Consider the following 26,658-nt stretch of genomic DNA (forward strand, 5'->3'; position numbering starts at 1 on the left):
CCCCGGGTGAAAGACCCGGGGCCCGGTCTTTGCTTGCCGTGAGGACAGACAGGCAGCGTCCATCCCTTACCCCAGTGACGCCAGCAATTCGCCCACCGTGTGGTGCGCCTCCAGGGGGTGCCTCAGCGCCGCCGCGTGCTGGATGCGGTAGGTGTTGCGCCGGCCCTGGCGCTCGCGGCTCACCACGCCAGCCTCTTCCAGATCGCGCACGATGCGCTGCACCGCCCGTTCGGTGATGCCCACGCGGGCGGCCACCTCGCGCAGCGTGTCGCCAGGAAAGCGGTCCAGGCACAGCAGCACGTGGGTGTGATTGGTCAGGAAGGTCCAGGGGGCAGGGACAGGCGCGGCCATAGGGGCCTTGACACTAGCACGAAACATGCGACATTCTTTTCGCGTATTAAGTTTCGCATGACCCGGAGGCACCCCATGATGCAGGCCACGCTTGATTCCCACCACTCCGCCCCCACCGATCACACCGCGCTTGTTCCGGTGGCTGTTGCCCACGGCGACGGCATTGGACCGGAAATTATGGACGCCACCCTCCGCGTGCTCTCGGCGGCGGGCGCGCGCATTCAGCCGGTGCCCATCCGCGTGGGCGAAGCGGTGTACAAAGAAGGCCACACCAGCGGCTTTACCCCCGACACCTGGGACACCCTGCGCGCGGCGGGTGTGCTGCTCAAAGCGCCTATTACCACCCCGCAGGGCGGCGGCTACAAGAGCCTGAACGTGACCCTGCGCAAGACGCTGGGCCTGTACGCCAACGTGCGCCCCTGCCGCTCGTACGCGCCGTTTGTGCCCACCCTGCACCCCCAGGCCGACGTGGTGATCATCCGCGAGAACGAAGAGGACCTGTACGCCGGCATTGAGCACCGCCAGACCCGCGAGGTGGTGCAGTGCCTGAAACTGGTCACCCGCGAGGGCTGCGAGCGCATTGTGCGCTACGCCTTTGAATACGCCCGCGCCCACGGCCGCCAGAAGGTCACGGCCCTGAGCAAAGACAACATCATGAAGCTGACGGACGGCCTGTTCCACGAGGTCTACCGCGAGATTGGCGCCGAGTACCCCGACATCGCCCAGGAACACCAGATCATTGACATCGGCACCGCGCGCCTCGCCACCCGCCCCGAGCGGTACGACGTGATCGTGACCCTGAACCTGTACGGCGACATCATCAGCGACGTGGCCGCCGAGATCACCGGCTCTGTGGGCCTGGCGGGCAGCGCCAACATTGGACCCAGCTTCGCGCTCTTTGAAGCGATTCACGGCAGTGCGCCCGACATTGCCGGGCAGAACCTCGCCAACCCCGGCGGGCTGCTGCAGGCCGCCGTGATGATGCTGGGGCACCTGGGCCAGCATGACGTGGCCGAACAGGTTCAAAACGCGTGGCTGCGCACCCTGGAAGATGGCGTGCACACCCCCGACATTGCCGGCGAGCACACCAAGGAAAAGGTGGGCACCCGCGAATTTGCCGACGCCGTGATTGCCCGCCTGGGCCAGGCGCCTGCGCACCTGCCCGCCGCCCGCCGCAGCCCCGGCCAGCTGGCGGTCCCCGCCGCCCCCCCCAGCCGCCGCGACGTGACCAAGACGCTGGTGGGCACCGACGTGTTCTTCGAGTGGGCCGAGGCCGACCGCGACCCCCAGGCCCTGGCCGAGAAGCTGCAGGCCCACGCGACCGGCGCCCTGAGCCTGAACATGATCACCAACCGGGGCGTGAAGGTGTGGCCCGGCGGCCAGCAGGAAACCCGCCGCGCCGACCACTGGCGCTGCCGCTTCCTGGCGCAGGGCGAGCAGGCCGTGACGCACGCCGACGTGGTGGCGCTGCTCTCGGGCCTGCTGGACAGCGGGCTGGACTTCATCAAGACCGAGCACCTGTACACCTTTGACGGCGTGCCCGGCTTCTCGATGGGCCAGGGGCAGTAAAGGGAAGGGAAAGGGCTCGCCTTCCAGGCCGCTGCTGCGCTGAACCTTGGCGCAGCGGCGGTCTCTTTTTCGTTCTGCTGGCGCGGGTAGGTGCAGTGCGACCGCTGAAGATCCGCTCCGGGACAGCGAGGCAGGCCCAGCACTTTCGCCCTGCCCTCTCCCATCACCTGCCGACCAATGCCCAATCCTCGATGAAGCTGGGCGGGGGCCGGCCTTCATGCCCTGGGCCTACGCTGGGAGGCGAACCACCGACTTCAGGCCATAAGGAGGCGCGAACCCCATGACGGACAAATCTCACCCCCAGGGCGGCACCAAGGACACCGACGACCTGAGCGACATCAAGGACGTGCAGGACCAGACCATGCAGGAGCACGCCCGGCAGGCCGACCAGACCCCCCAAGAGGTCCGGGGCGAACTGGACGGTGCGCAACCCCAGAACCTCCGGCGTTAAGCCGCCCCCACCCCCAGGAGGTCCCCGATGGGCGAAGGCAAACCCGGCCACACCCCGGCCGATGAACCGAACGTTGGCGTGTCGCAGATGGAGCAGCTGAGCAGCACCACCGACCCTGCCCACAGCAAGGAAGAAGGCGGCCTGCTGGCCAACCCCGACGTGGCCGACAGCATGGCCGAAGACGACGAGGACCAGCGCCGCGAGAACAACGGCTAGCACGCGGTGAAACAGGGCCACGCCGCCGGGGAACTTTGACCCGGCGGCGTGTTTTCCTTATTTAAGCCCCCGCCACCGAGAAGCGCAGCAGCACGTGTTCGGCGCTGAAGCCGGGGCCCATGGCGGTCAACAGGCCTTGTCCCTGTGGGCGGGCCTGCAGCGCCTCGGCCAGCACGAACAGCACCGTGGCGCTGCTCATGTTGCCGTAGCGGCGCAGCACGGCGCGGCTGGTGTCCAGGGTGCCAGCGGGCAGGGCCAGCGCTTCCTCAAAGGCGGCCAGCACCTTCACGCCGCCCGGGTGAATCACGAAGGTGCCCACCTGCTCCCGCGTCCAGCCGTGGGCGGTCAGGGCCTGCGCCACGTTCTGCGCCATCATGCCGCGCACCAGGGCCGGAATATCGCGGCTGAAGCGCACTTTCAGGCCGTCATCCACCACGTCCCAGCCCATGATGTCCTCGCTGTCTTCGATCAGGGTGGAAAACGCGCCGCACAGTTCGGCCAGAGGGGGCGGCCCCGGCACATCCGGCGCGGTGAGCACCAGGGCCGCGCCGCCGTCGGAAAACAGCGCCGTACCCACGAAATTGCTCTTGGACTCGTCGCCGGCCAGCAGGGTCAGGCTGCACAGTTCCACCGCCACAAACAGCACCCGCCGGAACCCCGCACGCACCAGATCAGCGGCGCGGGCCAGCCCAGCTGCTCCCCCTGCACACCCCAGGCCCCACACCGGCAACCGGACGGCGTGGCGGCTGATCCCCAGCGCCTCAATCACGTGCGCGTCCAGGCTGGGCGCACTGATGCCGCTGGTGTTCACCAGCACCACCGCGTCCACCTCGGCCGGGGCCACCTGCGCCTCTTGCAGCGCCTGCCGCGCCAGCCGCACACTCAGCGCGCGGGCCTCCTCCACAAAGGCGGCGTTGCGTTCGCTGAAGGGGCGCGGCGACAGATACCATTCCAGCGGCCGGGCCAGCGCCCGGGTGTCAATTTGCGCGTTGTCGAATACCTCTAACAGGCCCGGTCGCGCCGCCATCCGCGGAAACAGGGTGCGTGCCGCCTCGCGCACCTGATTCTGCGGGGCCGACCAGGGCGGCGTGCCCGTGACCACGGCGCGCAACAGAGGAGCGGGAAACGTCATGCGGGGCATTCTGCCGCTCCCCCACCGCCCAAACCGTGCGCAAAGTTGCCCCCCACCTTAGGAAAAAGCTGGGAGTTGTTCAGAAGCAAACCGGAACTCCGGAACGCTGCCTTCATCCTACAGAGAACCTGCCGAAAAACTGCCCATCCTCAACAGAAAAGAGGCCCTGCAAGAACCAAGCCCTGCCGCCTCTTTTCTTTTGAAAGTAGAACCTTCTCGTACGCACCAAGCCTGCTTGCCCCAATGCCGCCCAGGTCCAGACGAAGCCGTCGTGCGCGCAGCGCGCGGGCGTCCGGCGATGGGCGGAGCAAGGCGACGGCGTACACAGCGGGGCGAAGCCGGGCCGCCCGACACCGTCAGTCAACGTTTGTCAGCGCAGCGCCGCTCCCCCTGCCCCTCCGGGGTAGGGGGCTGGGGGGTGGGGCAAACGCAGGCAGCTTGACGAAAAAACGGCAGCAGGCCCAAGCCCACCGCCGTCCACACAAAAACCCTTATCCCCCCTGCTTCGCCCACTCCTCCCGCCCCACCTGATCCAACGCCCGGAAATCCTCATCCGACAGGCTCAGCCGCGCCGCCGCCACATTCTCTTCCAGGTGCTTGCGCTTGCCCGTCCCAGGAATCGGCAGCATCACCGGGCTGCGCCGCAACACCCAGGCCAGCGCCACCTGCGACGGCGTGGCCCCCAGCCGCCCCGCCACGTCGCTCAGCACGCTGCCGGGCCGCGCCAGCCCGCCGGCGGCCAGCGGATACCAGGGCAGAAATCCAATGCCCTCGCGCTCGCAGTAATCGACCACGTCTTCACTCTTGCGGTTGACGAGGTTGTACAGATTCTGCACGGTGGCTACCGGAAACACGGCGCGGGCCGCCTCGATTTCCTCCACGCTGACTTCAGACAGGCCGGCGTGACGAATGATGCCCTCGTCCATCAGTTCCTTGATGGCCCCGAACTGCTCGTCGCGCGGCACGTTAGCGTCAATGCGGTGCAGCTGCCACAGGTCAATTCGCTCTACCCCCAACCGGCGGCAGCTCAGATGCGCCTGCTGCTTCAGGTATTCCGGGCGCCCCAGGGGAATCCAGACGTTGGGGCCGGTGCGGGTCAGGCCCGCCTTGGTGGCGATCACCACGGTGTCGAAGGGGTGCAGGGCCTCGCGCAGCAGTTCCTCGCTGACCGCCGGGCCGTAGCTGTCGGCGGTGTCAATGAGGTTCACGCCCAGTTCGGGCAGGGCCCGCAGGGTGTCCAGGGCCGCCCGGCGGTCGGTGGGATCGCCCCACACGCCCTCGCCAGTGACGCGCATGGCGCCGAAGCCCAGCCGGTTCACACTCAGGTCACCGCCAATCTTGAAGGTGCCGCTGGCAGCGGCGGGTGCAGTCGTTTCGGTCATGTGGAACCTCCAGCGGGCATTGTGCGCCCCTGGCCCGGGCCCACACATGGCACTTGGCTCAAGGCGCCCTAAAGGTGCAGCGCGCGCCAGGGCCGCTGGGACCCTGACGCGCACAGAGGAGAAGGGGGTTACAGACTACGTTTCAGGCTGCTGGGACCCGGACCAAGCTCAGCTGCGGTGGGTGCCGCCGCTTTCCGTGCTGCGGGTGCCCTGGGCCGTCAGGCCGTTGCCCGTGCCCGCCGACGAAGTGTTGCCGGCATTCTGGGTGGTCTGCAGTTGGCTGCCCTGGGTCTGCGAGGTCTGGCCGCCCTGCATTTGGCCCGTGCTCTGGCTGCCCTGGCCTTGCACCCGCAACTGGTTGTGCACGTCGCGCACGCCGCGCAGGCCTTCGAGGCAGTCCTCGGCCAGCCGCTTCTGGCGGCGGTCGCTGACGGTGCCGGTCAGGGTCACTTCGCCATTCTGGACCTGCACCTCAATCTCGCTGGCATCCAGGTCATGATGGTCTTCGAGCAGGTCGCTCACCATTTCCTTGATGCGGTCATCGCTGCGCTGGTAGCCCTTGGGCCCACGGCCCCGGAAGCTCTGGCCCTGGCCGCTCTGCTGGCCCATCCCCTGCCCCCTGCCGCTGTAGCCCGCGCCCTGGCCCCACAGCTGGCCGCTGCTGCGCTCGCTGCCCATGGCGCCCCGGTCATTGCTCCAGCCCATGCCCATCTGGCCCGACATTCGGCCACCGCCACTGCTCTGCAGCAGGCCGTCGCCCCGGCCATAGCTGGTGTGGTCGCCGCCGTAGCCGCCAAACATCAGGTGGTCGCTGCCCTGGCGGCCGGAGGGGGACTGCCCCATGCCGCCCTGCTGCCCGTACCCTTGCTGGCCGTAGCCCTGTTGGCTGTACCCCTGCTGCCCATAGCCCTGCTGGCTGTAACTCTGCTGGCCCATTCCGCCGGCGCCCTGGCGCTGCTGGCCGTACGGCTGCTGTCCATAGCTCTGCTGGCCGTATCCTTGCTGGCCGTATCCTTGCTGCTCATGGCTGAACTGGCCGTGGCCCTGCTGGCCCCCCATGCCTTGCTGCCCCTGGGCGCTGTAGCCCTGCGGCCCCAAGCCCTGCTGGCCATAGCTCTGGTGGCCGTACCCCTGATCCATCTGGCGGCCCATGCCCTGCTGGCTGTCGCCCTGACCATACCCCTGCTGGTGTTGGCCGGCGCCCTGATCACGGTCCATGCCGGACTGGCGGTTGCCCTGGTCAAAACGGTCGTCGCGTTGCATGTCGTAGCGGTCATCACGGGAACGGGTCATGGTGCTCTCCTTGTGGGAAAGAACGCAGCGGCCAAGCAGCCATGGTCGGCGAAGTCCGACCAACCGGCAAAGCGCACTGCTCGCGTGTGCTGACCCCCTGATCATGACCAGCCCGCCACAGCGCCAGATGACATGACCCTAAAGCCTGAGCCCGCCGCCCTTCATTCGCCACTTGAGCGGGACTTCATTAGAGTCCTGGGCAAGAAGGCGCGGTTGAGAGGGACCGGGAGCGTACCTTTTGGCCTTCCTCGCGTAAGGCGACAACATCCGACCTGTTACAGCGGTGGCCCGCTCGGAGTGGCTTGCAGAAAGGGAGATACGGGAGCCTCGTAGGAGTTAAGGGCACATCTGATCCCCTCCCGAATGTTCGGCAGAAGGTTCGGAGACCCTCAGGAGCCAAGCACCACTCCCCTCCCTCTCCCTCTTTATTCGCCTGGGTTGGCTTCGGGGACGGCGCAGCTTTCGCGGAACACGAACTGGTCCAGGCGTTTGCGGTGGCGGCTGCTCCAGTCAATGCTGGGGCGCGCGCCGTCTGGCGGCAGGTAGCCCAGGCGGTACACCGCCATCAGTTCCAGGTCGTCCGGCACCTGCAGCAGTTCGCCCAGGGCCTGCCAGTGGCGGGGAATCTCCATAGGCGTGCTGACAAACTGAATGCCCATCCCCAGCGCCCCCACCGCGTTCCAGATGTTTTCCATGGCGGCGCCCAGCCCAAACACCGAATAAAACCCGCTGAGTTCCCCCGGGCGGTACTCGGTGCGGTCCAGCAGAGCGGCCAGCAGCAGCGGACTGCCTGCCACCAGCTTGCGATTGTCCTCGCCCAGCTTCTTGGGCACGCCCAGTTGCCGCATCAGTTTCAGGCCCGCGTCGCTGAACACCTGCCGGGTAAAGGGTTTCAGGGGGCCGGGCAGGTGGTCAATATGAATGCCGTCGCGCCGGGCCTCCATCTCGGCCTCGGAGAAGCGGAAGTAGCGGCGGTAGCGCTCGAAAAACACGCCCGCTTCAATCAATTCAGTCATGCTCTGCCCGGCCAGCCCGGCCACGCGCTCAATGGTCTGGCGGTCTTCGATGAGCACAAAGCGCCAGGGCTGCGAATTGAAATGGCTGGGCGCGGCCTGCGCCACACGCATCAGCAGGTGCTGGTGTTCCCGGCTCACCGGCTCTGGCCGGAAGGGGCCATTGGTGGTGCGCCGCGCCAGCATGCCGTCAATCAGGTTCATGGGGTCAGGCTAGCAGGGGCCCCTTAAGCCAGGCACCTACCCCCAGGTGACCCCGGCGCCCAGCGCGAACGCCGCCGCACACAGCAAGGCCCGGCGCCAGTGGTTTCCCTGCCCCGGGCGGGTGGCGGGCATGGACAGCAGCAGCGCCAGTGCGGGCAGCAGCGCCCAGCCCGCCTGCCCGGCGCGGACGGCCAGCAACATGCTCAGGGCCGTTCCCAGGCAGACAGCAAAAAACAGGGCGTGGTGCGGCCAGCGGGCCCGGCCCCGGCCCCAGCCCAGCTGCAGGCGCAGCCCCAGCCCCAGCAGGGCCAGCAGCAGCGCCCCGGTCAGCAGCAGGGCCAGGTGGTGCGCGCGCATGGGGGCATGGTCGCACAGTGCCCCCACGCCGGGCATGACAGATGCCCCCCACCGGGCGCAAGCGCGTGGTGTACGGTGGGGCCCATGCGCTCTGGCCTCTTCTCTGTCTGGCCCCTGTTTGCTGCCGCGCTGCTGGGCGGGTGCAAGCCAGCAGCGGGTGGCAGCCAGGATCTGGTGTCGCGCATCCTGTTCACGGCCACTGGCGCCTACGACGCCCAGGCCGATCTGCGCGAACGCATTCCGGTGGGCCAGCGCCGCACCACCTGGGTCGAGCGTTCCCCCCTGGACGCCGCGCAGGTCGTGGTGGTCTACGACAGCGACGCCCGGCCCCTGAGCTGGATGCTGGACATCCGCACGCCCCGCTTCAGCGCACAGGAGCTGGCGGGCAGTGGCGCGCGCCCCGTGAACACGCCCAGCGGCCCCGGCCTGCGCCCGGCCCCCGGCTCGCGGCTGGCCGATACCCTGATTCTGCCCACCAAGACCGGGCTGCGCATCCTGACCCGGGGCTATGTCACGCAAAACGAACCCAAACTGCTGCGCGCCTTTTCACCGTAGGGGGGCACGCGAGGCCGGTCCTGCTGAAGGGGCCAGCTTCGGTCCGCCCACTCGCCTAACGCACGGCGTTGCGACCCGCGCGTTTGGCGTGGTACATGGCGCTGTCGGCGCGGCTGAACATGGCGTCAATGGTGTCGTGGGGCCCGCGCATAGAGGCCACCCCAAAGCTGGCGGTCACCTGCAGCCCCGCCACCGGCTCGGCGCTGACCTCGGCGCGCAGGCGCTCGGCCACGGCCAGGGCGTCGGTCTTGGCCACGCCGGGCAGCAGCACGATAAATTCCTCGCCGCCCCAGCGGCCCACCAGCCCGCCCGAACCGCTCACGCTGCGCCGCAGCCGCTTGGCGGTGGCGCGCAGCACATCGTCACCCACGGCGTGCCCATGCTGGTCATTCACGCGCTTGAAGTGGTCAATATCGGTCACGATGATGCTCAGCGGCGTGCGGGCCTGGGCGGCGTGCTGCACGGCGCGCTCCAGTTCCTCTTCAATGGCGCCCCGGCCCATCACTTCGGTCACGGCGTCCTGCCGGGCAGCCCGCAGGCGTTCGTTGTCTTCGCGGTGGCGCGAGAGGTTGTTCTCGATAAAGGACACCAGCAGGTAGGCCATGACCCCGGTGGCCCCCATCACGATACTGACGGTCACCCAGTCGGCCAGATTGGGCGCGGCCACCGGGCCATTGACCACCAGACTTACCAGCATGATGGCGATACCCGCAATATTCAGCGCCGTGCCAAAGCGCGAACCGAACACCAGGTACGACACCAGGATGTTCATGTTCAGCCACAGGCTCAGGTGCATGGGCATATCGGCCCAGGCCACCGCGCGCGGAATCTCCACCACAGCCGCCAGTACGTAGCCAGCGGTGGTCACCATATAGATCCGCCGCAGCGACTGGGGCGAGACCAGCACCGCGACCACGGTGCCCAGCGCCACCAGCGCCGCCCAGTATTTGGGGACGTTGTAGGCGCCGGGAAAAGCGCCGGGGGGGTCAATCAGGGCGGTGAGCAGCGCGTACAGCACGTAGGCGAGGCACGACGTGATGACCGCCACCTGCCGGCTGCGCTGCAGGCGAAGGGGCAGCGCGTCAGGCACGCCGGTGGCTCATGCCGTTGAACTGTAGGGGCCCGCTCGGTGGGTTCATGCGCTTGTCCTGGGTGCGGCGGGCGCCTGTGGGGGCATGGGGGACCAGGGAGGCGGGGCCCGCGCGGCACCGCCCATAGTAGTGCATGGCCCACACGGGGCGCTGCCCCTCTTCCCGGCAAACAGGGTGGTGGCCCGTCCCCTCCCCCACTGGGGGCAGGAAGCGGGCCACCACGGCGCCAGGCCTCAGGTGAGGCCAGGGCTCAGGCCAGCAGTTCGCCGTCGTTGAAGAACAGCGCCAGTTCGCGCGCAGCGCTCTCGCTGCTGTCGCTGCCGTGGGTCACGTTCTCGCCCGTGGTGGTGGCGAAGTCGGCGCGGATGGTGCCGGGGGCGGCGTTGGCGGGGTTGGTGGCGCCCATCATGGCGCGCCAGCCGGCGATGGCGCCATTTCCTTCCAGGGCGATGGCCACCACGGGGCCGCCCGTGATGAAGTCCACCAGCTCACCGAAAAAGGGGCGCTCCTTGTGCTCGCCGTAGTGGGCCTCGGCGGTTTCACGGGCAATCACCATCTGCTTCAGGCCCACAATGCGGTAGCCCTTGTGCTGAATGCGCTTGAGGATCTCGGGGGTCAAGCCACGGCGCACGCCGTCGGGTTTGATCATGGCAAAAGTGCGTTCCATACCACCGGGCAGCATAGCAGAGCCCACCCCCATGTCCCCCACGGCAAAGGCTGGCCGGAATTCGCCGGCACCACGTACAATGGGAAGGTGACCCACGATTCTCAATCTCGCCCGTCTGGCGTCGCGGCGCGCATCGCCATGATCGTCTGCGCGGTCGCCATTCTGGGGCTGCTCCTGACGCCCCTGGCCACGCTGGGCCGGGGCTTCAACGCCGACGCTGTCCTGCTGCACCTGGGGGGCGCTGTTTACAACCTTACGGGTGATCAGCAGATTCCGCTGCCCGCCACTGGCCCAGTGCTGCCGCTGGCCTGGGGCGCCCTGGCCGCGCTGGCCGCCACCCTCTTCGGGGCGTGGCGCCGCGCCCGGTGGTTCTGGGTGACCGGCCTGCTGGGCTTTATGCTGGCCACTGCCGCTGTGATGGTGCTGCGCGGCGCCCTGGACAACGAAACCGCTCGCGTGCTGGCTGACACGGCCCTGCGCCCCGGGGCCAAGCGGCAGCTGCGCAACTTTTACGCCAGCGGCGGCATGAACCTGGGCCTCTTTCTGCCGGCGCTGGCCGGTCTGATCGCCGCTGGGGCCGGCCTGAGCTACGTGCCGCGCTGGTGGGATACGTTCAACCGCCTGCGCGGCCTGCTGGTGCCCTTTACCGCGATTGGCCTCGCCATTCTGGTGGGGGCCATCGTGGTACTGGTGGTGCAGCCGGCCGTGAACACCAGCCCTACGCCCCTGAGCCTGTGGACCGGCTGGCTGGCCAAGAACGACCTCGTGTATTTCGTGTACTCCTCGCTGTTTGCGCCGGTCACCGCCCTGAACCCACTGCTGGACAGCCTGAAGCTGGCCACCCCGCTGATCTTTACCGGGCTGTCGGTGGCGTTTGCCTTCCGCACCGGCCTCTTTAACATTGGCGCGCCGGGGCAGCTGACGATGGGCGCCATTGCCGCCATGCTGGTGGGCGTGTACGGCCCGCCCAGCCTGGGCTGGGGCCTGCTGGTGCTCAGCGTGCTGGCGGCCGGGGCAGGCGGCGCACTGTGGGGCGCCATTCCTGGCTTCCTGAAGGCCCGATTTGGCTCCAGCGAAGTGATCAACACGATCATGCTGAATTACATCGCCTCGGCCATTTTCATTTTCATGATCGGTAACGACTCGTTCCCTTTCCTGGGCAAGACCTATTCGCTGCCCTTCAAGGCGGAGGGCTCGAACCCCGAGAGTGAACTGATTCAGGGGCAGGCCCAGCTGCGCCCGCTGCTGGAAGTGCTGAATGTGGGCCAGAACGGCACCGTGGCCCTCAGCATCGGTCTACTGGTGGCGCTGGCGGCCTTTTTCATCACGCGGATCGCCATGCGCGGCCACCGCCTGCGTTCGCTGATCGCCACGGGTGTGGCCCTGGTGCTGGGCGCGCTGACTTGGCGCATTGGCATTCCGGTTGAGGTGGCTGGCAGCCAGCTGAACGGCGCGTTCCTGATCGCGCTGGCCTGCGTGGCCCTCTTCGGCATCCTGATGTGGCGCACCGCCGCCGGCTACGCGCTGCGCGCCGTGGGCCTATCGCCCAAGGCCGCTGAGTACGGCGGGATCAGCGTGGCGCGCAATACCATCCTGGCCATGACCATTGCCGGGATGTTCGCCGGGCTGGCGGGCACGCACTACGTGAACGGCGGCGCGCTGGACCAGTACCGCCTGAAGCAGAACATGCCTGTGAACGTGGGCTTTGACGGCATCGCCGTGGCCCTGATGGGCCAGAGCACCCCGGCCGGCGTGGTGGCCGCCAGCGTGCTGTTCGGCACCATTGACACCGGCGGCGTCAACGTGACCACCAAGCTGCAGAAGGTCAACAGCGACATCGTGACGGTGCTCAAGGCCCTGATCGTGCTGTTTATCGCGGCGGGCGGCTTCCTCAGCCGCCGCATCACGGAGCCACCTGCCGCCGCCCTCAGCGGGCCCAGCTCGTCGGCGCCTAACATGGCCACCAACGCCGTCGCGCACCGCCAGATGCACATCCCCAACGACGGGAGCAAGTAAATGGACAGCCTCTTTGCACAGCTTCTGACCACGGCCTTTCTGGCCACCTTTATCCGCAGTGTCGTGCCGCTGCTGCTAACCGCGCTGGGCGGCCTGTTCAGCGAGCGCGCGGGCGTGGTGAACATCGCCCTGGAAGGCCTGATTATCTTCGGCGCGCTGGCCGGCGCCGTGGTGGCGCAGCTGCTGGCCCCCAGTCTGGGCCCGGCCGCGCCCTGGGTGGGCTGGCTGGCCGCCGCCGTGGTGGGCGGCCTGATCGCCGCCATTCACGCGGTGCTCAGCATCCGCTACCGCGCCGATCAGGTGATCAGCGGCACGGCCATTAACCTGCTGGCCACCGGCGTGCCCGCCGTGCTGCTCACCGCGCTGTACGGCGTGTCCAACGAAAGCCCCAAGGTGCCCCAGGCCCTGCCGCTGTGGGGCTTCGGGGACCTGCGCTTCTCGCCGCCCGTGTTCTTCGCCTTTCTGGCGGTGGCGATCACGTGGTACGTGATGTACCGCACCCCCTACGGCCTGCGCCTGCGCGCCACGGGCGAGCAGCCCGGCGCGGCGGCCAGCATGGGCGTGAACGTCAAACGCATGCGCTACAGCGCTGTGATTCTCTCTGGGGTGCTGGCGGGTACCGCTGGCGCGTTCCTCAGCATCGGCAACCTGGATTCCTACGTGCGCAACATCAGCGCCGGGGCCGGCTTCATTGCCCTGGCCGCGCTGATCTTCGGGCAGTGGAAGCCGCTGGGCGTGCTGGCGGCCACCCTGCTCTTCGGCTTTCTGCAGGCGCTGTCCATTGCCCTGGGCGGCACCGATCTGCTGCCCCCCTCGCTGGTGAGCGCCCTGCCCTACCTGATTACCATCCTGGCGCTGATCTTCACTGGCCGCAGCCGCGCGCCCAAGGCCCTGGGCCGCCCCTACGACGGCTAACCTTTTCTCCTTCCTTCGCACAGCGGGAGTGCCCTGGTGGCCTCCCGCTTTGCTGTGCCGCTGCTTAAAGCGGCGCCGGTGCCAGGAGGCGCCGAATCCGGCACAGACGCCCGGCGCGGGCAACGTGTAGGGTAGAGGTATGGGGTTTGGCAGCGCGCTGAAACAGGCCAGGGAGGCGCAGGGACGCACCACGCAGGACGTGGCCCTGCACACCAAGATTCGTAGCGATTACCTGCAGGCCCTGGAAGACGAACAGTTGCACCGCCTGCCCGAACGCACCTTTGCCCGCTCGTACCTGCAGCGCTACGCCCGCGAACTGGGCCTGGACCCCGCGCCGCTGCTGGCCGAATTTGACCGCCACCTGCCGCTGCCCCCCGCCCCCACAGCCCCCACCCTGCGTGGCTCCCGCCGGCGCCGACCAGTGTGGCCACTGGTGGGTGCGGGGCTGGCCGTAGCGCTGCTGGGCGGCGCTTTGGCGTGGCGGGCCTTGCAGGCACCAGCCGCCACCGCCGAGGCTCCGGCTCCCCCTGGCGCGGTCACCACGCCACCTGCCACCCCCGACCCTGTGCCTGCCACCGTGCGGCTGACGGTCAGCAGCGTGCCCGCTGGCGCGCGGGTGTACCTGGATAACCGCTATCTGGGCACCACCCCAGTGCGCGCCTTTCCGCTGCAGTCGCGGGCCCGGGCCCAGCTACGGGTGGAACTCACCGGCCGCACCCCCCTGAAGGAAGCTGTGGCCCTGGGCCGCAGCCGCAATCTGCGCGCAACCCTGGGCCCGGCCGGGCAGAGCAGCGTGCTCACTGACCTGAACGCCCCGCGCAAGCCTCAGGCCAGTGCGCCCAAGCCGTCATCCCCCGGGTCACCGACCCCTGCCCCAGCGCCCAGTACGTCGCCGGTCAAGGTGACCTTCTCGGGGCCCTCCTGGACGCGGGTGACCGATGCCCAGGGCCGGGTGCTGTTCGAGGGCATTCCGGCTGCGGGTACTGTTAAGGGCTTTGCCACCGGCGTGACCATCCGCGCGGGCAATGCGGCAGCCGTGCTGGTCAGCGTGGACGGCGCGGCCTCTGCCCCCCTGGGCCAAGCCGGGCAGGTCGTGACCCGCACTTTTTGAGGGCAGCGAGCCGTTTCAGGCTGAAGCCAAAGGAAGGCCACTCTACCGCTGTCTTTTGAGGACTCTGGTTCGCCCCGAGCCAGTGCAGAGGTCCCTCGATCAAGGGGAGGGCCCAAGCAGCCCCCGCCGACTACAGATGACAAGCGACGGGCCCGGCCACGACAAACAGGTCGAGGACACGCCATAGACCCTGCGGCGACTCTGCGCCGCGCCCCTCGTGCTGATCGCCTCCGCAGCCTGGACAGGCTGAACCGACACCCTGCCGTACAGTAGGGGCACTGTGACCCGCCCTCCCCCCCTGCCCCACCAGCCGCTCAATGCCTTTCAGTACGCATGGCGCAAACCCTGGGTCCGCCTCGCGGTCTTTGCGCTCGCTGCGTATCTGCTCTACCGCCTTGTGGGACAGGTGCGCACAGTGGTCATTGACTTTGTCGTGGCGTTCCTGATCGCTTACCTGGCCAATCCGCTACTCAACTGGCTGGAAAAGGGCCGGGTCAAACGCGGCCTGGGCGTCTTTTTCGTGATTCTGATGTTTGTGGCGCTCTTCAGTTTGGCTGGCATCCTGCTGGCCACCGTCTCGGCGCAGCTGATCACGCTGTTTCGCCAGCTGCCGGAACAGATCGGCTCGCTGGGTGAGGTCCTGGACCGCGTGTCCTCGTGGCTCAGCGCGCGGGGGGTGCCGGGGTTGGACGACGCCCGCGACCGCCTGATCACCGCTGCCCAGACCTACGTGCAGAACATTGGCCGCAACATCGTGCCCATCCTGCAAAACGCCCTGAACTCTACCGGCACTGTGCTCAGCGGCCTGCTGTCCATTGGCGGCATGGTGGGCCAGATTCTGCTGATTCTGCTCATGAGCATCTACCTGATGCTGGACTACAGCCGGGTGAACGCCGCGCTGCTGGCCATTTTCCCCCGCCCCTGGCAGCCGCGCGTGCTGGAATTCAGTGAGCTGACGGGCACCGCCGTGGGCGGCTACGTGCGCGGGCAGCTGCTGATCGCAGTGTTTATCGGGGTCTTCGTGTGGGTGGGCCTCACGCTGGTGGGCATTCCCAGCGCCGCCGCCATCGGCTTTCTGGCGGGGGCCTTCAACATCGTGCCGTACCTGGGGCCCATCATCGGCGCCACCCCGGCCATCCTGCTGGCCCTCACGCTGCCGGGCGCGTGGATCAAGATTCTGCTGGTGATCGTGGTGTTCGTGGCCGCCAACCAGATTGAGGGCAACTTTCTCAGTCCGTACATTCTCAGCAGAACTACGGACCTGCATCCCATCACGGTCCTGGTGGCCATTCTGGTGGGGGCCTCGCTGCTGGGCTTTGCGGGGGCGCTGCTGGCCGTCCCCACCGTGGCGCTGGGCAAGCTGGCCCTGCACCGCTATTACTACCCCAGCCGTATCTACACCGAAGGGCCCTGAGGGCAGGAGGCTGGGGCCCAGTCCTGTAGAACACAGCGAGCACAAAACGCACGACCAGAAAGCCTCCTCTGGTCGTGTTCTTTTGTCTGGCAAGCTCCGCTGTCCTACTCCACCTCAGGTTTTCAGGGCCACAGGTGAGCGCTGACGTTCGTACCGCTCCGCCACCGGGGCGGCCAGATGCACGCGGTTGCGCCCGGCGCGCTTGGCCTGATACAGCGCCTCGTCGGCGGCGTCCAGCAGGGTGGGGCCGTGGACCGGGGCGCCCATCACCGCCACGCCCACGCTCACGGTGATGGGCAGCCCAGCCAGCGGCTCGCGCGAGACGCGGCTGCGCAGGCGCTCGCAGAATTCCAGGGCAGCGGTTTCGTCGGGCAGGTGCAGCAGGCAAAGGAACTCCTCGCCGCCGTAGCGCCCCACCACGCCCCCCGCCGGCTGGTGCCCCCGCAGCTGTACCGCCAGTGCGCGCAGCACCTCGTCGCCCCGGGGGTGCCCGTGGTCGTCGTTGATGCGCTTGAAGTGGTCCACATCCACCAGCGCCGCCACCAACCGGGGCCCGTCCATCGAAAGCGGCTCGGCCAGGCCTTCCAGAGCCAGCATCAGGGCGCGGCGGTTGGGCAGCCCAGTCAGCACGTCGGTATGGGCGTCGGCCATCGCCTGCCGGGCCAGACGGGTCACCAGCGAGGTGTGGCGGGTGGCCACCAGCTGCGCGGCCAGCACCGCCAGGGTGGCCAGCACCAGTTGCACCAGCGTGGTGAGCAGATAAAGCCGTTCCGGGCCCGTGCCCTGGGGCCACCACGCCAGCATGCACAGTACGAGCCCACACAGCACCATAAAGTTCAGGCGCAGCGCCGCCATGCCCGGAAACACCCAGGCATTGAGCATCAGGGCCACGATGGTCCAGGGCAGGGTGGTGCTCAGCAGCGCGGCGCGCTCCCCGGCGGCCAGGGTGCTGTCGGCCAGCAGGTTCCCCAAACGCAGCACCGCAAAGCCGTTCAGCACCGACACCAGCGCCGTTTCGGTCCAGCCCAGCGGCAGGCGCGTCCAGCTGAGCACTGAAAGCGCGGCCAGCAGCCCCAGCAAGACCGGCAGCGCCGCCTGATCAAAGGCGCCCAGAAACGGCGAGGCGGCGTGCAGCCACAGCGGCAGGGCCACCGCCAGTGCGCCCCCTGGCAACACGAGCCGGCCCAGCAACCGCCGCTCCCGGAAAGACAGATCCGCCGGGTCAGAACTGGCGCTCGGCGGCGCAGGGACGTGCATGGCCCAATCATACGGAGTTCTGCACCTTCCGTATACTCGGTTCAGACCGTGGTGTAGATGAGCAAAGCCCACCAGCACGAAGTGGACCGCCTGGGTTGGTCCCTGCCTCCACCAAGCAGCGCATGCAAAAAAGAACCGGAAGCCTTCGCTCCCGGTTCCTTGACGTATGGCCGAACTTAGACGAGTTCGATCAGGGCCATGGTCACGCCGTCGCCACGACGGGTGCCCACGCGCAGAATGCGGGTGTAGCCCCCCTGGCGGTCGGCGTACTTGGGCGCCACTTCGTCCATGACCTTGCGCACCACGGCGTTGTCGTGGATGTCGCGGGCCACCAGACGGCGGGCGTGCAGGTCACCGCCCTTGGCGGTGGTGATCAGTTTCTCAACGTAGGGGCGCAGCTCTTTGGCCTTGGTGAGGGTCGTCTGGATACGGCCCTCGCGCAGCAGGGCGGTGGCCTGGGCACGGGCCAGGGCCACGCGGCTGCTGCTGTTGCGGTTGAGCTTGCGACCGGCTTTACCGTGACGCATGGTGAATCTCCTTGGGGGGAAATGGAGGGCGGGGAATGGTCAGTGGGACAAAGAGGACGCGGGCGGCAGGAAGCGGTGCGCGGGAAGAAACCTGGGAAGGCCGGTAACTTCAGCGTGCTCTTTCCTTAGACCCTTAGACGCTTTGACCCTAGACCCTTTCTCAGTCGCGCAGCGCCAGGCCGAACTGGGCCAGTTGCTGCTTGATTTCATCGAGGCTGCGCTCGCCAATGCCGGGCACCTTCTTCAGGTCGCGGTCGGACAGGGCGCACAGGGCGTCCACCGAGTCGATGCCTTCTTCCTTGAGGGAATGCAGCACGCGGGTGGTCAGGCCCAGGCCTTCGAGGGTCACGCGGGGCGTGTCCAGTTCGGCGGGGTAATCGCCGGGGTTCAGGTTCACGCTGCCGGTGGCGGGGGGCAGGTCGTACACGTTGGGCGCGCTGGGCGCGGGGGTGTAAACCGGCTGCTGGTACTCGGGGGCGGCGGCCGGCAAGGTTTCCACGTTGCCGAACACCGTCAGTTCGTCGCGCAGGATCTCCACAGCCTTGTCCAGCGCGTCCTGGGGCCCGGTGCTGCCGTCGGTCCAGACGCGCAGAATCAGGCGGTCCAGGTCGGTCTGCTGGCCCACGCGGGTGTTTTCCACGTGGTAGGCCACGCGCCTAACTGGCGAGAACACCGCGTCCACCGGAATGGAGTTGATGCGGTCCTTGGTGGCGTGCTTGTCGGCGGGGACGTAGCCTTCGCCTTCTTCCACGCGCACCTCCATCACCAGCTTGCCGTCTTCGGCCAGCGTGGCGATCACGAGGTCAGGGTTGACGATTTCCGCGTCGCTGGGGACCTCAAAGGCACTGGCGCGCACCACGCCCTCGCCCTGCGCGCGCAGGGTCAGGGTCTTGGGCCCGGAGGCGTGGAACTTCACCACGAGTTCCTTGAGGTTCAGGATGATCTGGATGACGTCTTCCTTGACGCCAGGGATGGTGGAGAACTCGTGCAGGACGTCCTCGATGTACACGCTGGTGACAGCCGTGCCCGGGATCGAGGACATCAGGATGCGCCGGATGGGGTTCCCGATGGTGACGCCGTAACCGCGCGTGAGCGGCTCCAGGACGAATTCGCCGTAGTCGCCGTCCACGCGGGCTTTGAGTTGAGGGCGCTTTTGATCCACTGGGGCCTCCTGATTTAGCGCGAGTAGTACTCGATGATGAAGTTCTCGTTGATGGGCAGGGCGAGGTCTTCACGCGCAGGCAGGCGGGAGAAGGTGCCCTTGAAGTTCTCGGCGTCCAGTTCGACCCAGGGGCTCACGCGGCGGCGCTTTTGCGCTTCCATGTTCTCCTGAATAAAGCCGATCTTGCGCGCCGGCTCGGCCACGGTAATCTCGTCGCCGATCTTGACGCGGTAGCTGGGGATGTCCACGCGCTTGCCGTTCACCAGAATGTGCCCGTGACCCACGAACTGGCGGGCCTGACGGCGGGTGCTGGCAAAGCCCATGCGGAACACCACGTTGTCCAGGCGGCGCTCCAGCAGCTGCAGGAACACGGTGCCGGTCACGCCGGGAACGTTGGCCGCTTCCTCGAAGAGGTTACGGAACTGCTTTTCGCCAATGCCGTACAGGCGGGCGAGCTTCTGCTTTTCACGCAGGCGCACCGAGTAGTCGCTGGGACGGCCACGGCCACGGCGCTGGCCGTGCTGGCCGGGCGCGTAGGGGCGGCGGTCCAGATACTTCTGGACTTTTTCGGTCTCCGCGAGGTTGATGCCTTCGCGGCGGCTCTGCTTGGTAATGGAACCACGGAAACGACCCATGTTCAAATTCTCCTTGCGATTGGCCCCGGGGGCTCAAATCGGGTCTGCGGCCCTCTGGCGCCCGCCTCCTCGCCTGTGGTGAGGCTCTGGCGGAAGCGGGACAGGTGGGCGCGCGCTGCGCGTTTAGGCGCGGAACTTCTTCTTGGGGCGGCAGCCGTTGTGGGGCACGGGGGTGTCGTCCATGATGGACTTCACTTCAATGCCGCTGGCCTGAATGGCGCGGATGGCCTGCTCGCGGCCGGAGCCCGAGCCACGCACAATCACGTCCACCACGTTCATGCCGAAGGTCTGCACGGCCTTCTTCACGGCGTCGGCAGCGGCCAGCTGGGCGGCGTAGGGGGTGCCCTTCTTGCTGCCCTTGTAGCCAATCGTGCCGCCGCTCGACCAGGCCACAGAGTTGCCTTCGAGGTCGGTGATGGTCACGATGGTGTTGTTGTAGCTGGCGTGCACGTACGCGCGGCCAGCGCTGATGTTGCGCCGGGCGCGGCGCGGGGTCTTGCCTTTGGTGCTCTTCGCCATGGCTTACTTCCTCGTGGCCTTTTTCTTACCGGCGACGGTCTTGCGCGGGCCCTTGCGGGTGCGGGCGTTCGTCTTGGTGCGCTGGCCGCGCACGGGCAGGCCACGGCGGTGGCGCAGGCCACGGTAGGCGCCGATGTCCATCAGGCGCTTGATGTTCTGGCCCACTTCGCTGCGCAGGTCACCTTCGACCTTGTAGGTCTTCTCGATGGCCTCGCGCAGGGTGCTCTGCTCGGCTTCGCTGAGGTTCTTCACGCGCGTGTCGGCGTTAATGCCGGTGCGGGCCAGAACTTCTTTGGCACGGGTCAGGCCGATGCCGTAAATGTAGGTCAGCGCGATTTCAACGCGCTTTTCGCGGGGCAGGTCAACGCCAGCAATACGCGCCATGCTTAACCCTGCCTCTGCTTGTGCTTGACGTTGGAGCAAATGACCAGCACGCGCCCATGGCGGCGGATCACTTTGCAGTTGTCGCACATCTTTTTGACACTGCTGCGAACTTTCATTGCGTCCTCCTCGCGCCGCCGCGTCTGCCGTTCCATCATGAACAGCGACTGGCAGCGCTCGACCCCCGGCCTGCCGTCTGCGGGCAGGGAATCTGTTGGGTTGCGGCCTGTTACTTGCGGTAGACGATGCGCCCGCGCGTTGTGTCGTACGGACTGATCTCCAGAACCACGCGGTCCCCCGGCAGAATACGGATGTAGTGGATCCGCATTTTGCCGCTGATGTAAGCCAGGATGTCGTGCCCCGTATCGAGTTTCACGCGGAAGGTGGTGTTCGGCAGTGCCTCTTCCACCACGCCCTCGGCCCGCACGGTATCGGACTCTTCCTTCTTACGCTTTTCCCGCTGTTCCGGCATCTTTCGTCTTGCCACGCAACCTCCAGGCCTGATACAAGCCAAACGCAAAGGTATCATGGACGTGAAGGAAACGGCAAGGTGGGCTGCTGCTCCGGAGAACCAGACGCGAGGGGCGCCCGTGGCTGTCCTCTGACTCTGGACGCAGGCGGGGTAACAAGCAGGACAGACGTATCAATTGGTCGGACATGCGCCACTGGTCGCTGCTGATGAACCGGCAAGCGATGATCGTTCAGGGCCAGCGCTGGGCCAGCCTTTCCCCTTGCCCTACCACACCGCTGTCAGGCGTACGCCGAAGCGGCGCCCCTTACTGACCTCAGCGGCCACGCTATAGCTGCCCACACGGTACTCGATTTCGGCAAAAGGCCCCGCGCCTTCGCCCCAGCGGTAGCCCATCCCCAGGCGCAGTGGGCGGCCCTCGCCACTCTGCCAGGGCAGCGCCGCGCGCAGGCCCAGCTGGGTGCCGGCGCGGTCCTGCGCCGCTAACACCTGTACGTAATCGGCCGGAATGAGGGTGCCGCCCCAGGCCCAGTACCACTCGCCGCCCACCCGGCTGGCCCGCGCCCAGACCTCGCCGTAACCGCCCAGGGCCAGCGCGCCGCCGACCAGAGGTCCACCCGAGTCCAGACCTGCCGCCAGAGTGACTGGCGCGAGGTTCAGCGCCGCGCCCAGGCCGGTGTAGGTGGCCTGCCCAGGGCCCACCCCCCGGCGGGCGGCGAGGTTCACGCTCCAGCGCCCTTCGCGCCACGCCAGCCGGGTGTCGCGCTCACCGCGCCACGCCGCGCTGATCAGGCCGTTGCCCAGCAACTCGTAATGGGCCGCGTTCCAGGTGCGGGGCGGCGCGGCCATAGGATGCGGCCGGCCCAGACCGTCCAGCGCCGGGAGGAGCACGCCAGCCGCCAGCAGCGGCGCGCGGGCATCCAGGCCCCAGCGGCTGCGCAGGGGCAGCAGGGTGTCGTCCCAGGGGGTGATGGCGGGGGCCGGCAGCGCCATGGGGTCGGCGCGGGTCAGGGGCGGTGGCCCCCCGGCCACCCCGCAGTTCAGGCCCTGGCGCGTGGCCTCCCGGCGCACCCGGGCGTCGTGGCGGTTGAGGGGATAGGCCACGCACTGCACGGCGTCCGCCTGATCCGGGGCGCTGGGCCCCAGTTCCCGCCGCAGGCCCCCCGGGCTGAGGTCCGCCAGCGCTGCGTGCGAGTGCGAGTGGGTGCCCACTTCCCAGCCCGCCGCGCGCAGTTCGGCCACCTGGGCGCGCGTGAGGCTGCCCGGTTGGTCCAGGCGCGACCAGATCACATAGGTGGTGCCGGGCACGCCCAGCTCGCGCAGCACCGGAAAGGCCTGCTGGTAGACGCTTTCAAAGCCGTCGTCAAACTGAATGACCGCCACCCGCTCACCAGTCGGGGCGCGGGCGGCCTCGCTGGAGGTCACGAAGCGGTAGCCCAGTCGCCGCAGGGTCTCCACCCGCCGCCGCAGGGCGTCCGGCGAGATGCCCAGCGACGCCCCAGTGGCCGTGCCCACCTGATGAAACACCAACACCATCGGCTTGGCCTGGGCCGGGGCTGGCAGGGTCAGTGCCGCCGCTGCGCCCAGAGACAGCGCCGCGCGCGGCCAGGGGCGGAGGCGGGGCAGGCGGGCCAACAGATGAGAAACCATAACGTTCGTTAAAAAACATAGCTCAGGGGGAAGCGCGCAATGGTGAAGGGGGCAATGCTGCTGGTGGGGGCACTGGGGGCATAGACAGGAAAGCCGCCGCTCTCCATTTCGGGAAAGCGGCGGCCTTTGGGGCAGAGCTCAGTTCATGCCGGACAGGATGCGGCTGTAGACCTCGTCCATAGGGCCCACGCCGTCCACGCGGTACAGGTGGCCGCGCGCCGAGTAGTAGTCAATCAGTGGCTGGGTCTGCTCACGGTAGATGTCCTGGCGGCGGCGGGCCACTTCCTCGGTGTCGTCGCTGCGCACTGCCTCGCCCCGGGCCGCGGCCTGCCGCCCCCGCTCCACGATGCGGCCAATCAGGACCTCGTCGGGCACTTCCAGCAGCGGCACGGCACTCACCGGGGCGCCCAGTTCTTCCAGCAGCACGTCCAGGGCCTGCGCCTGGGCGGTGGTGCGGGGAAAGCCGTCAAAGATCACGCGCACCGGCTCCATGTCGGCCAGCTTGTCGCGGATCAGGGCAATCAGAATCTCGTCGGGCACCAGCTGGCCCGCGTCCAGAATGGGCCGCACCTGCTGGCCCAGCTCGGTGCCGCGCGAGGCGTGGTCACGCAGAATGTCCCCGGTGCTGATCTTGACGAGCCCCTTGTCCTGCGCCAGCCGCTCTGCCTGGGTGCCCTTGCCCGCGCCGGGCGGCCCCAGGAAGATCACGACGTTGTGTTTGGCTTGAGTCACGTTTCCTCCGTTCACACTTCAGCATAGTGGCTCAGTGCGCGTTTCGGGCAGTCCTGCATGGCCCGCCCCTGTTCCTGCCGGGGGAACGAAGCCCGGCAGGACGTCCAACCGAAAGCCGCCTCCCAGAACGGAAGGCGGCCAAGCAGCATCAGGACTCAGTTATCGCGGTTCATGCGGCCACGAATGCGGCCCTTGGAGATGAAGCCGTCGTAGCGCCTGACGGTCAACTGGGCTTCGAGTTGCTTCAGCGTTTCGAGGGCCACGCCCACGATGATCAGAAGCCCCGTGCCACTGAACTGGAATGTGCTGATGCCCGTCCAGCGTTGAACCAGCTGCGGCATCACGGTCAGGATGACCAGAAACACCGCGCCCCACAGACTCAGGCGGCTGCTGATGGTGCCCAGGAATTCAGCCGTGGGCGCCCCGGGCCGGACCCCGGGGATAAAGCCCCCAGCCTCGCGCAGCTGCTCGGCAATGCGTTTGGGATCAAACTGCACGCTGTTGTACAGGTACGTGAACCCAAAGATCAGCAGGGCTTCCAGGGCAATGTACAGCGGCTGCCCGAAGGTCAGGTACGTCTGGATAAACGCATTGACTTCAGGGGCGCGCTCGGTGGTTGCGCTGGCGATCAGGTTGGGAATGATCAGCATGGCGCTGGCGAAGATCACCGGAATCACGCCGGCCTGGTTCACCTTGATGGGCAGCCATGTGGCCTGTCCGGCCCCGCGTGCCTGCCCGGCCGCGCCGCCACGGGCGCGGGCGTAGGTGACGGGCACCCGGCGCTCGGCCTGATACACGTACACGATGCCCGCGATGGTCACCAGAATCACGCCCACAAAGGCCAGCAGGCGCAGCGGCCAGTTGCCGTCGCCGCCATCCGAGCGCACCAGTTCGGCCGTCCGGGTGATCTCGCCGGGGTACATGGCGATGATGCCGGCCGTGATGATCAGCGAGATGCCGTTGCCCACGCCCACTTCGGTGATGCGCTCGCCGATCCACATGGTGAAGGCCACACCCGCAATCTGGGTCAGCACCATCACCAGAATGGTGAACAGGCCGGGCTCCCAGCCCACGGCAATGAAGCTGGGGTTGCTGTTGATATACGACGCGAAGAAGATCGCCTGAATGGTCCCCAGCCCCACCGCCGCGTAGCGGGTGTACTGGTTGATCTTCTTGCGGCCCTCTTCTCCTTCCTTGGAGAGTTTCTCCAGAGCCGGGATGGTGGTGGTCATCAGCTGGATGACGATGCTGGCCGTGATGTACGGCAGCACGCCCAGCGCGAAAATCGAGAACTGCGAAAGATTGCCGCCCGAGATCATGCTGATCAGGCCCAGCAGCCCCGCCGAGTCGGCGTTACTCAGCGCGGCGCCGTTCACCCCCGGTGTGGGAATGCTGCTCCCCAGCCGGTATACGGCGAGGAGCAGCAGGGTGAACACAATCTTCCGCCTCAGTTCCGGAATCCGGAATGCGTCGCGGAAGGCGCGCAGCATTTATTCCGCCTTCTCGGCTTCGGTTGCTTCGGGCAGGATCACTTTGCCGCCGGCCGCTTCCACGGCCTTCACGGCGCCTTCGCTGGCCGCGTCCACGTGAATGGTCAGGGCGCGGGTCACTTCGCCGCTGCCCAGCAGCTTCACGGGGCGGTTCTTGCGGCGCACCAGGCCCGCGAGTTCCAGCACGTTGCGGTCAATGGTGGCGTCTTCAATGTTCGCCAGCTGCGCGAGGTTCACCACTTCGAAGGTGGTGCCCACGTTGTTGAAACCGCGCTTGGGCAGGCGAGCGATCAGGCGGCTGCGGCCACCTTCAAAGAAGCTGCCCTTGCCGGCGCCGCTGCGCGACTTCTGGCCCTTGTGACCACGGCCGGCGGTCTTGTCGGTGCCGCCGGGGCCACGGCCCACGCGCTTGCGGTTCTTGCGGCTGCCCGTGTGGGGCGTCAGTTCGTGGAGTTTCATTCCTGGACCTCCAGGAGGTGCTTGACGGTGTTCACCATGCCACGAATGGCCGGGCTGTCATTCAGTTCACGGCTGTCGCCGATCTTTTTCAGGCCCAGCGCCTTCACGGTCTGCACCTGATATTCGGGGCGACCGATCACGCTGCGCTTCAGGGTAATTTTCACTGGGCGCCTCCGGTGGGCTGCACCTCGCCGCGCAGGGCACGAACCTGTTTGGCGGTGCGGAGGTTCTTCAGGCCGTCGAACACGGCGTAGGCCACGTTCACCTTGTTGCGGCTGCCCAGTTCCTTGGACAGCATGTTGGTGATACCGGCCAGTTCGGCAATGCTGCGGGGCACGGTGCCCGCAATCACGCCGGTACCGGGGCCAGCGGGCTTCAGGAGCACGCGGCTGGTGCTGTTCTCGCCCACGATGTCGTGGGGAATCGTGCCGTTTTCCACGGGCACGGTGATCATGTTCTTGCGGGCAATGCTCTTGGCCTTTTCAATGGCCACGGGCACTTCCTTGGCCTTGCCAATCCCCATGCCCACGCGGCCGTTGCGGTCGCCCAGAATCACCAGCGCGGCGAAGCGGAAGCGGCGGCCACCCTGGTAGGTCTTGGAGGTGCGGTTGACGAAGAGCATCTTCTCTTCGAATTCGCTGCTCTCGCGCTCCGCGTTGCGGTCGTTACGACGATTAAAAGTCAAGGCCACCCTCCCGCGCCGCTTCGGCGAGCGCTTTCACGCGTCCGTGGTACCGGAACTGACCACGGTCAAAAACCACCGACTTGACGCCCTTGGCGGCCGCTGCTTCGGCCAGGGCCTTGCCCACGGCGGCGGCGGTGTCGGTCTTGGTACCCGTCTTGACGGCAGCCGAGGAGGCCGCAGCAACGGTGATGCCTTTGCTGTCGTCGATGATCTGGGCGTAGATGTGCTTGCTGGAGCGGTACACGCTGAGGCGCAGACGCTCGCCAGCGGCCTGCCGCACCTTGCGGCGGGCGCGCAGCTTGCGGCGCACGGTCGTCTGGGTCGCCATTATTTCTTCCCTTTGCCGCCGGTGGCACCAGCCTTACCGGCCTTGAGGCTGATCTTCTCGCCAACAAAGCGCACACCCTTGCCGTGGTAGGCGTCAGGCTTGCGCACCTTGCGCACGTTCGCGGCCACCTGACCGACGAGCTGCTTGTCAATGCCGATCACGTCAATCTTGGTGGGTTCGGGCACGGCGAAGCTCACGCCAGCGGGGGGCTCAACGATGACGGGGTGGCTGAAGCCGATGGTCAGCTCCAGGGCCTTGCCGCTCATCTTGGCGCGGAAACCCACGCCCTTGAGTTCCAGGTTGATGGTGTAGCCCTCGCTCACACCTTTGACGGCGTTGGCCACCAGGGTGCGGGTCAGGCCGTGCAGGGCGCGGTGGCGCTGCTGGTCGCTGGGGCGCTCCACGATGAGCGTGTCGCCCTCGTGCTTGATGGTCAGTTCGCTGTTGTAGGGAACGGTCAGTTCGCCTTTGGGCCCCTTGACCTTGAACACGCCGTCTTGGGCGCTCAGGGTCACGCCGCTGGGCACGGCGATGGGCATTCTTCCGATACGGGACATAGCTGTCCTCCTTTGCCTTAAATTCGCTTGCGCGAGGTCAGGTGGGTGTGCGGGGTGATGCGGGGGTTCT

General features: G+C 67.4%; 32 protein-coding genes. 8 read left to right on the forward strand and 24 right to left on the reverse strand.

Translation table 11 applies throughout. The annotated features are described in order from the left end of the window. Positions 1–66: 66 nt before the first annotated feature. Complete coding sequence (locus KMW22_RS06445; protein ID WP_235692662.1) at positions 67–378, reverse strand: helix-turn-helix transcriptional regulator; 312 nt, start codon at positions 376–378, stop codon at positions 67–69. 30 nt (positions 379–408) lie between these two features. Between KMW22_RS06445 and KMW22_RS06450 the strand changes: the two genes are divergently transcribed. From KMW22_RS06450 to KMW22_RS06460, 3 genes are all read left to right on the forward strand, one after another. Further along, a complete protein-coding gene (locus tag KMW22_RS06450; protein ID WP_235692664.1) occupies positions 409–1,920 on the forward strand; it encodes an NADP-dependent isocitrate dehydrogenase in 1,512 nt (503 codons plus the stop codon). 280 nt (positions 1,921–2,200) lie between these two features. Continuing rightward, positions 2,201–2,371, forward strand: a complete 171-nt coding sequence (locus KMW22_RS06455) for a hypothetical protein (RefSeq protein ID WP_221089197.1) — start codon at positions 2,201–2,203, stop codon at positions 2,369–2,371. A 27-nt stretch (positions 2,372–2,398) separates the two neighbouring features. Further along, positions 2,399–2,587: a hypothetical protein gene (locus KMW22_RS06460; protein ID WP_221089198.1), complete on the forward strand. Its 189-nt coding sequence runs from the start codon at positions 2,399–2,401 to the stop codon at positions 2,585–2,587. Between the two features lie 61 nt (positions 2,588–2,648). On the opposite strand, the gene KMW22_RS06465 is transcribed toward KMW22_RS06460, so the two are convergent. From KMW22_RS06465 to KMW22_RS06485, 5 genes are all read right to left on the reverse strand, one after another. Further along, a complete protein-coding gene (locus tag KMW22_RS06465) occupies positions 2,649–3,728 on the reverse strand; it encodes a type III polyketide synthase (protein WP_221089199.1) in 1,080 nt (359 codons plus the stop codon). 482 nt (positions 3,729–4,210) lie between these two features. Beyond that, positions 4,211–5,101, reverse strand: a complete 891-nt coding sequence (locus KMW22_RS06470; RefSeq protein ID WP_221089200.1) for an aldo/keto reductase — start codon at positions 5,099–5,101, stop codon at positions 4,211–4,213. 168 nt (positions 5,102–5,269) lie between these two features. Then, positions 5,270–6,394, reverse strand: coding sequence for a BON domain-containing protein (locus KMW22_RS06475; RefSeq protein WP_221089201.1), 1,125 nt, complete (start codon positions 6,392–6,394; stop codon positions 5,270–5,272). A gap of 425 nt (positions 6,395–6,819) precedes the next feature. Then, on the reverse strand, positions 6,820–7,611 hold the full coding sequence (locus KMW22_RS06480; RefSeq protein WP_221089202.1) for a nitroreductase family protein: 792 nt from the start codon (positions 7,609–7,611) through the stop codon (positions 6,820–6,822). 36 nt (positions 7,612–7,647) lie between these two features. Beyond that, the gene (locus tag KMW22_RS06485; RefSeq protein WP_221089203.1) at positions 7,648–7,968 is read right to left on the reverse strand and encodes a hypothetical protein; all 321 of its coding nucleotides are present in this window, start codon (positions 7,966–7,968) and stop codon (positions 7,648–7,650) included. Between the two features lie 84 nt (positions 7,969–8,052). On the opposite strand from KMW22_RS06485, the gene KMW22_RS06490 reads away from it, so the two are divergent. Beyond that, positions 8,053–8,523 (forward strand): hypothetical protein, encoded by a 471-nt coding sequence (locus KMW22_RS06490; RefSeq protein ID WP_235692665.1) that lies wholly within the window; start codon positions 8,053–8,055, stop codon positions 8,521–8,523. 55 nt (positions 8,524–8,578) lie between these two features. Here the strand turns inward: KMW22_RS06490 and KMW22_RS19640 are convergent, their stop codons facing one another. Both KMW22_RS19640 and ndk read right to left on the reverse strand, forming a co-directional pair. Then, positions 8,579–9,613, reverse strand: a complete 1,035-nt coding sequence (locus KMW22_RS19640; protein WP_221089204.1) for a GGDEF domain-containing protein — start codon at positions 9,611–9,613, stop codon at positions 8,579–8,581. A 251-nt stretch (positions 9,614–9,864) separates the two neighbouring features. Further along, positions 9,865–10,281 carry a nucleoside-diphosphate kinase gene (gene ndk / locus KMW22_RS06500; RefSeq protein ID WP_221089205.1) on the reverse strand — a complete coding sequence of 139 codons (417 nt, stop codon included), beginning with the start codon at positions 10,279–10,281 and terminating at the stop codon, positions 9,865–9,867. 87 nt (positions 10,282–10,368) lie between these two features. On the opposite strand from ndk, the gene KMW22_RS06505 reads away from it, so the two are divergent. From KMW22_RS06505 to KMW22_RS06520, 4 genes are all read left to right on the forward strand, one after another. Further along, entirely contained in the window at positions 10,369–12,297 is a 1,929-nt protein-coding gene (locus KMW22_RS06505; RefSeq protein ID WP_221089206.1) for an ABC transporter permease, read from the forward strand. Then, positions 12,298–13,212 (forward strand): ABC transporter permease, encoded by a 915-nt coding sequence (locus KMW22_RS06510; protein ID WP_221089207.1) that lies wholly within the window; start codon positions 12,298–12,300, stop codon positions 13,210–13,212. It abuts the gene before it with no gap. Positions 13,213–13,351: 139 nt separating this feature from the next. Continuing rightward, a complete protein-coding gene (locus KMW22_RS06515; RefSeq protein ID WP_221089208.1) occupies positions 13,352–14,323 on the forward strand; it encodes a RodZ domain-containing protein in 972 nt (323 codons plus the stop codon). 280 nt (positions 14,324–14,603) lie between these two features. Further along, on the forward strand, positions 14,604–15,737 hold the full coding sequence (locus KMW22_RS06520) for an AI-2E family transporter (protein ID WP_328774618.1): 1,134 nt from the start codon (positions 14,604–14,606) through the stop codon (positions 15,735–15,737). Between the two features lie 114 nt (positions 15,738–15,851). On the opposite strand, the gene KMW22_RS06525 is transcribed toward KMW22_RS06520, so the two are convergent. The 16 genes from KMW22_RS06525 to rplF all read right to left on the reverse strand — a co-directional run bounded on the left by KMW22_RS06525 (position 15,852) and on the right by rplF (position 26,588). Next, positions 15,852–16,994, reverse strand: a complete 1,143-nt coding sequence (locus tag KMW22_RS06525) for a GGDEF domain-containing protein (RefSeq protein ID WP_221089209.1) — start codon at positions 16,992–16,994, stop codon at positions 15,852–15,854. A 176-nt stretch (positions 16,995–17,170) separates the two neighbouring features. Beyond that, complete coding sequence (gene rplQ, locus KMW22_RS06530) at positions 17,171–17,521, reverse strand: 50S ribosomal protein L17 (protein ID WP_107138955.1); 351 nt, start codon at positions 17,519–17,521, stop codon at positions 17,171–17,173. A 160-nt stretch (positions 17,522–17,681) separates the two neighbouring features. Next, positions 17,682–18,683, reverse strand: coding sequence for a DNA-directed RNA polymerase subunit alpha (locus tag KMW22_RS06535; RefSeq protein ID WP_221089210.1), 1,002 nt, complete (start codon positions 18,681–18,683; stop codon positions 17,682–17,684). 14 nt (positions 18,684–18,697) lie between these two features. Beyond that, entirely contained in the window at positions 18,698–19,318 is a 621-nt protein-coding gene (rpsD, locus tag KMW22_RS06540; protein ID WP_221089211.1) for a 30S ribosomal protein S4, read from the reverse strand. Between the two features lie 123 nt (positions 19,319–19,441). After that, complete coding sequence (rpsK, locus tag KMW22_RS06545) at positions 19,442–19,837, reverse strand: 30S ribosomal protein S11 (RefSeq protein WP_221089212.1); 396 nt, start codon at positions 19,835–19,837, stop codon at positions 19,442–19,444. A 3-nt stretch (positions 19,838–19,840) separates the two neighbouring features. Next, positions 19,841–20,221 carry a 30S ribosomal protein S13 gene (gene rpsM / locus KMW22_RS06550; RefSeq protein ID WP_221089213.1) on the reverse strand — a complete coding sequence of 127 codons (381 nt, stop codon included), beginning with the start codon at positions 20,219–20,221 and terminating at the stop codon, positions 19,841–19,843. Between the two features lie 2 nt (positions 20,222–20,223). Further along, entirely contained in the window at positions 20,224–20,337 is a 114-nt protein-coding gene (rpmJ, locus tag KMW22_RS06555; RefSeq protein WP_012693977.1) for a 50S ribosomal protein L36, read from the reverse strand. A gap of 110 nt (positions 20,338–20,447) precedes the next feature. After that, the gene (gene infA / locus KMW22_RS06560; protein ID WP_012693978.1) at positions 20,448–20,690 is read right to left on the reverse strand and encodes a translation initiation factor IF-1; all 243 of its coding nucleotides are present in this window, start codon (positions 20,688–20,690) and stop codon (positions 20,448–20,450) included. Positions 20,691–20,954: 264 nt separating this feature from the next. After that, on the reverse strand, positions 20,955–22,322 hold the full coding sequence (locus KMW22_RS06565) for a polysaccharide deacetylase family protein (RefSeq protein WP_235692666.1): 1,368 nt from the start codon (positions 22,320–22,322) through the stop codon (positions 20,955–20,957). Positions 22,323–22,475: 153 nt separating this feature from the next. Further along, complete coding sequence (locus KMW22_RS06570; protein WP_221089215.1) at positions 22,476–23,069, reverse strand: adenylate kinase; 594 nt, start codon at positions 23,067–23,069, stop codon at positions 22,476–22,478. Positions 23,070–23,224: 155 nt separating this feature from the next. Continuing rightward, positions 23,225–24,559, reverse strand: a complete 1,335-nt coding sequence (gene secY / locus KMW22_RS06575; RefSeq protein ID WP_221089216.1) for a preprotein translocase subunit SecY — start codon at positions 24,557–24,559, stop codon at positions 23,225–23,227. Continuing rightward, positions 24,560–25,018 (reverse strand): 50S ribosomal protein L15, encoded by a 459-nt coding sequence (gene rplO / locus KMW22_RS06580; RefSeq protein WP_221089217.1) that lies wholly within the window; start codon positions 25,016–25,018, stop codon positions 24,560–24,562. Continuing rightward, positions 25,015–25,182, reverse strand: a complete 168-nt coding sequence (gene rpmD / locus KMW22_RS06585; protein WP_221089218.1) for a 50S ribosomal protein L30 — start codon at positions 25,180–25,182, stop codon at positions 25,015–25,017. Before rpmD ends, rplO begins: the two co-directional genes overlap by 4 nt. Then, positions 25,179–25,703, reverse strand: coding sequence for a 30S ribosomal protein S5 (gene rpsE, locus KMW22_RS06590; protein ID WP_221089219.1), 525 nt, complete (start codon positions 25,701–25,703; stop codon positions 25,179–25,181). Before rpsE ends, rpmD begins: the two co-directional genes overlap by 4 nt. Then, positions 25,693–26,031: a 50S ribosomal protein L18 gene (rplR, locus tag KMW22_RS06595; protein ID WP_221089220.1), complete on the reverse strand. Its 339-nt coding sequence runs from the start codon at positions 26,029–26,031 to the stop codon at positions 25,693–25,695. Before rplR ends, rpsE begins: the two co-directional genes overlap by 11 nt. Further along, entirely contained in the window at positions 26,031–26,588 is a 558-nt protein-coding gene (gene rplF, locus KMW22_RS06600) for a 50S ribosomal protein L6 (RefSeq protein ID WP_221089221.1), read from the reverse strand. Before rplF ends, rplR begins: the two co-directional genes overlap by 1 nt. Between the last annotated feature and the right edge of the window lie 70 nt (positions 26,589–26,658).

It is taken from the genome of Deinococcus aquaedulcis (genome assembly GCF_019693445.1).
Lineage (GTDB): Bacteria > Deinococcota > Deinococci > Deinococcales > Deinococcaceae > Deinococcus > Deinococcus aquaedulcis.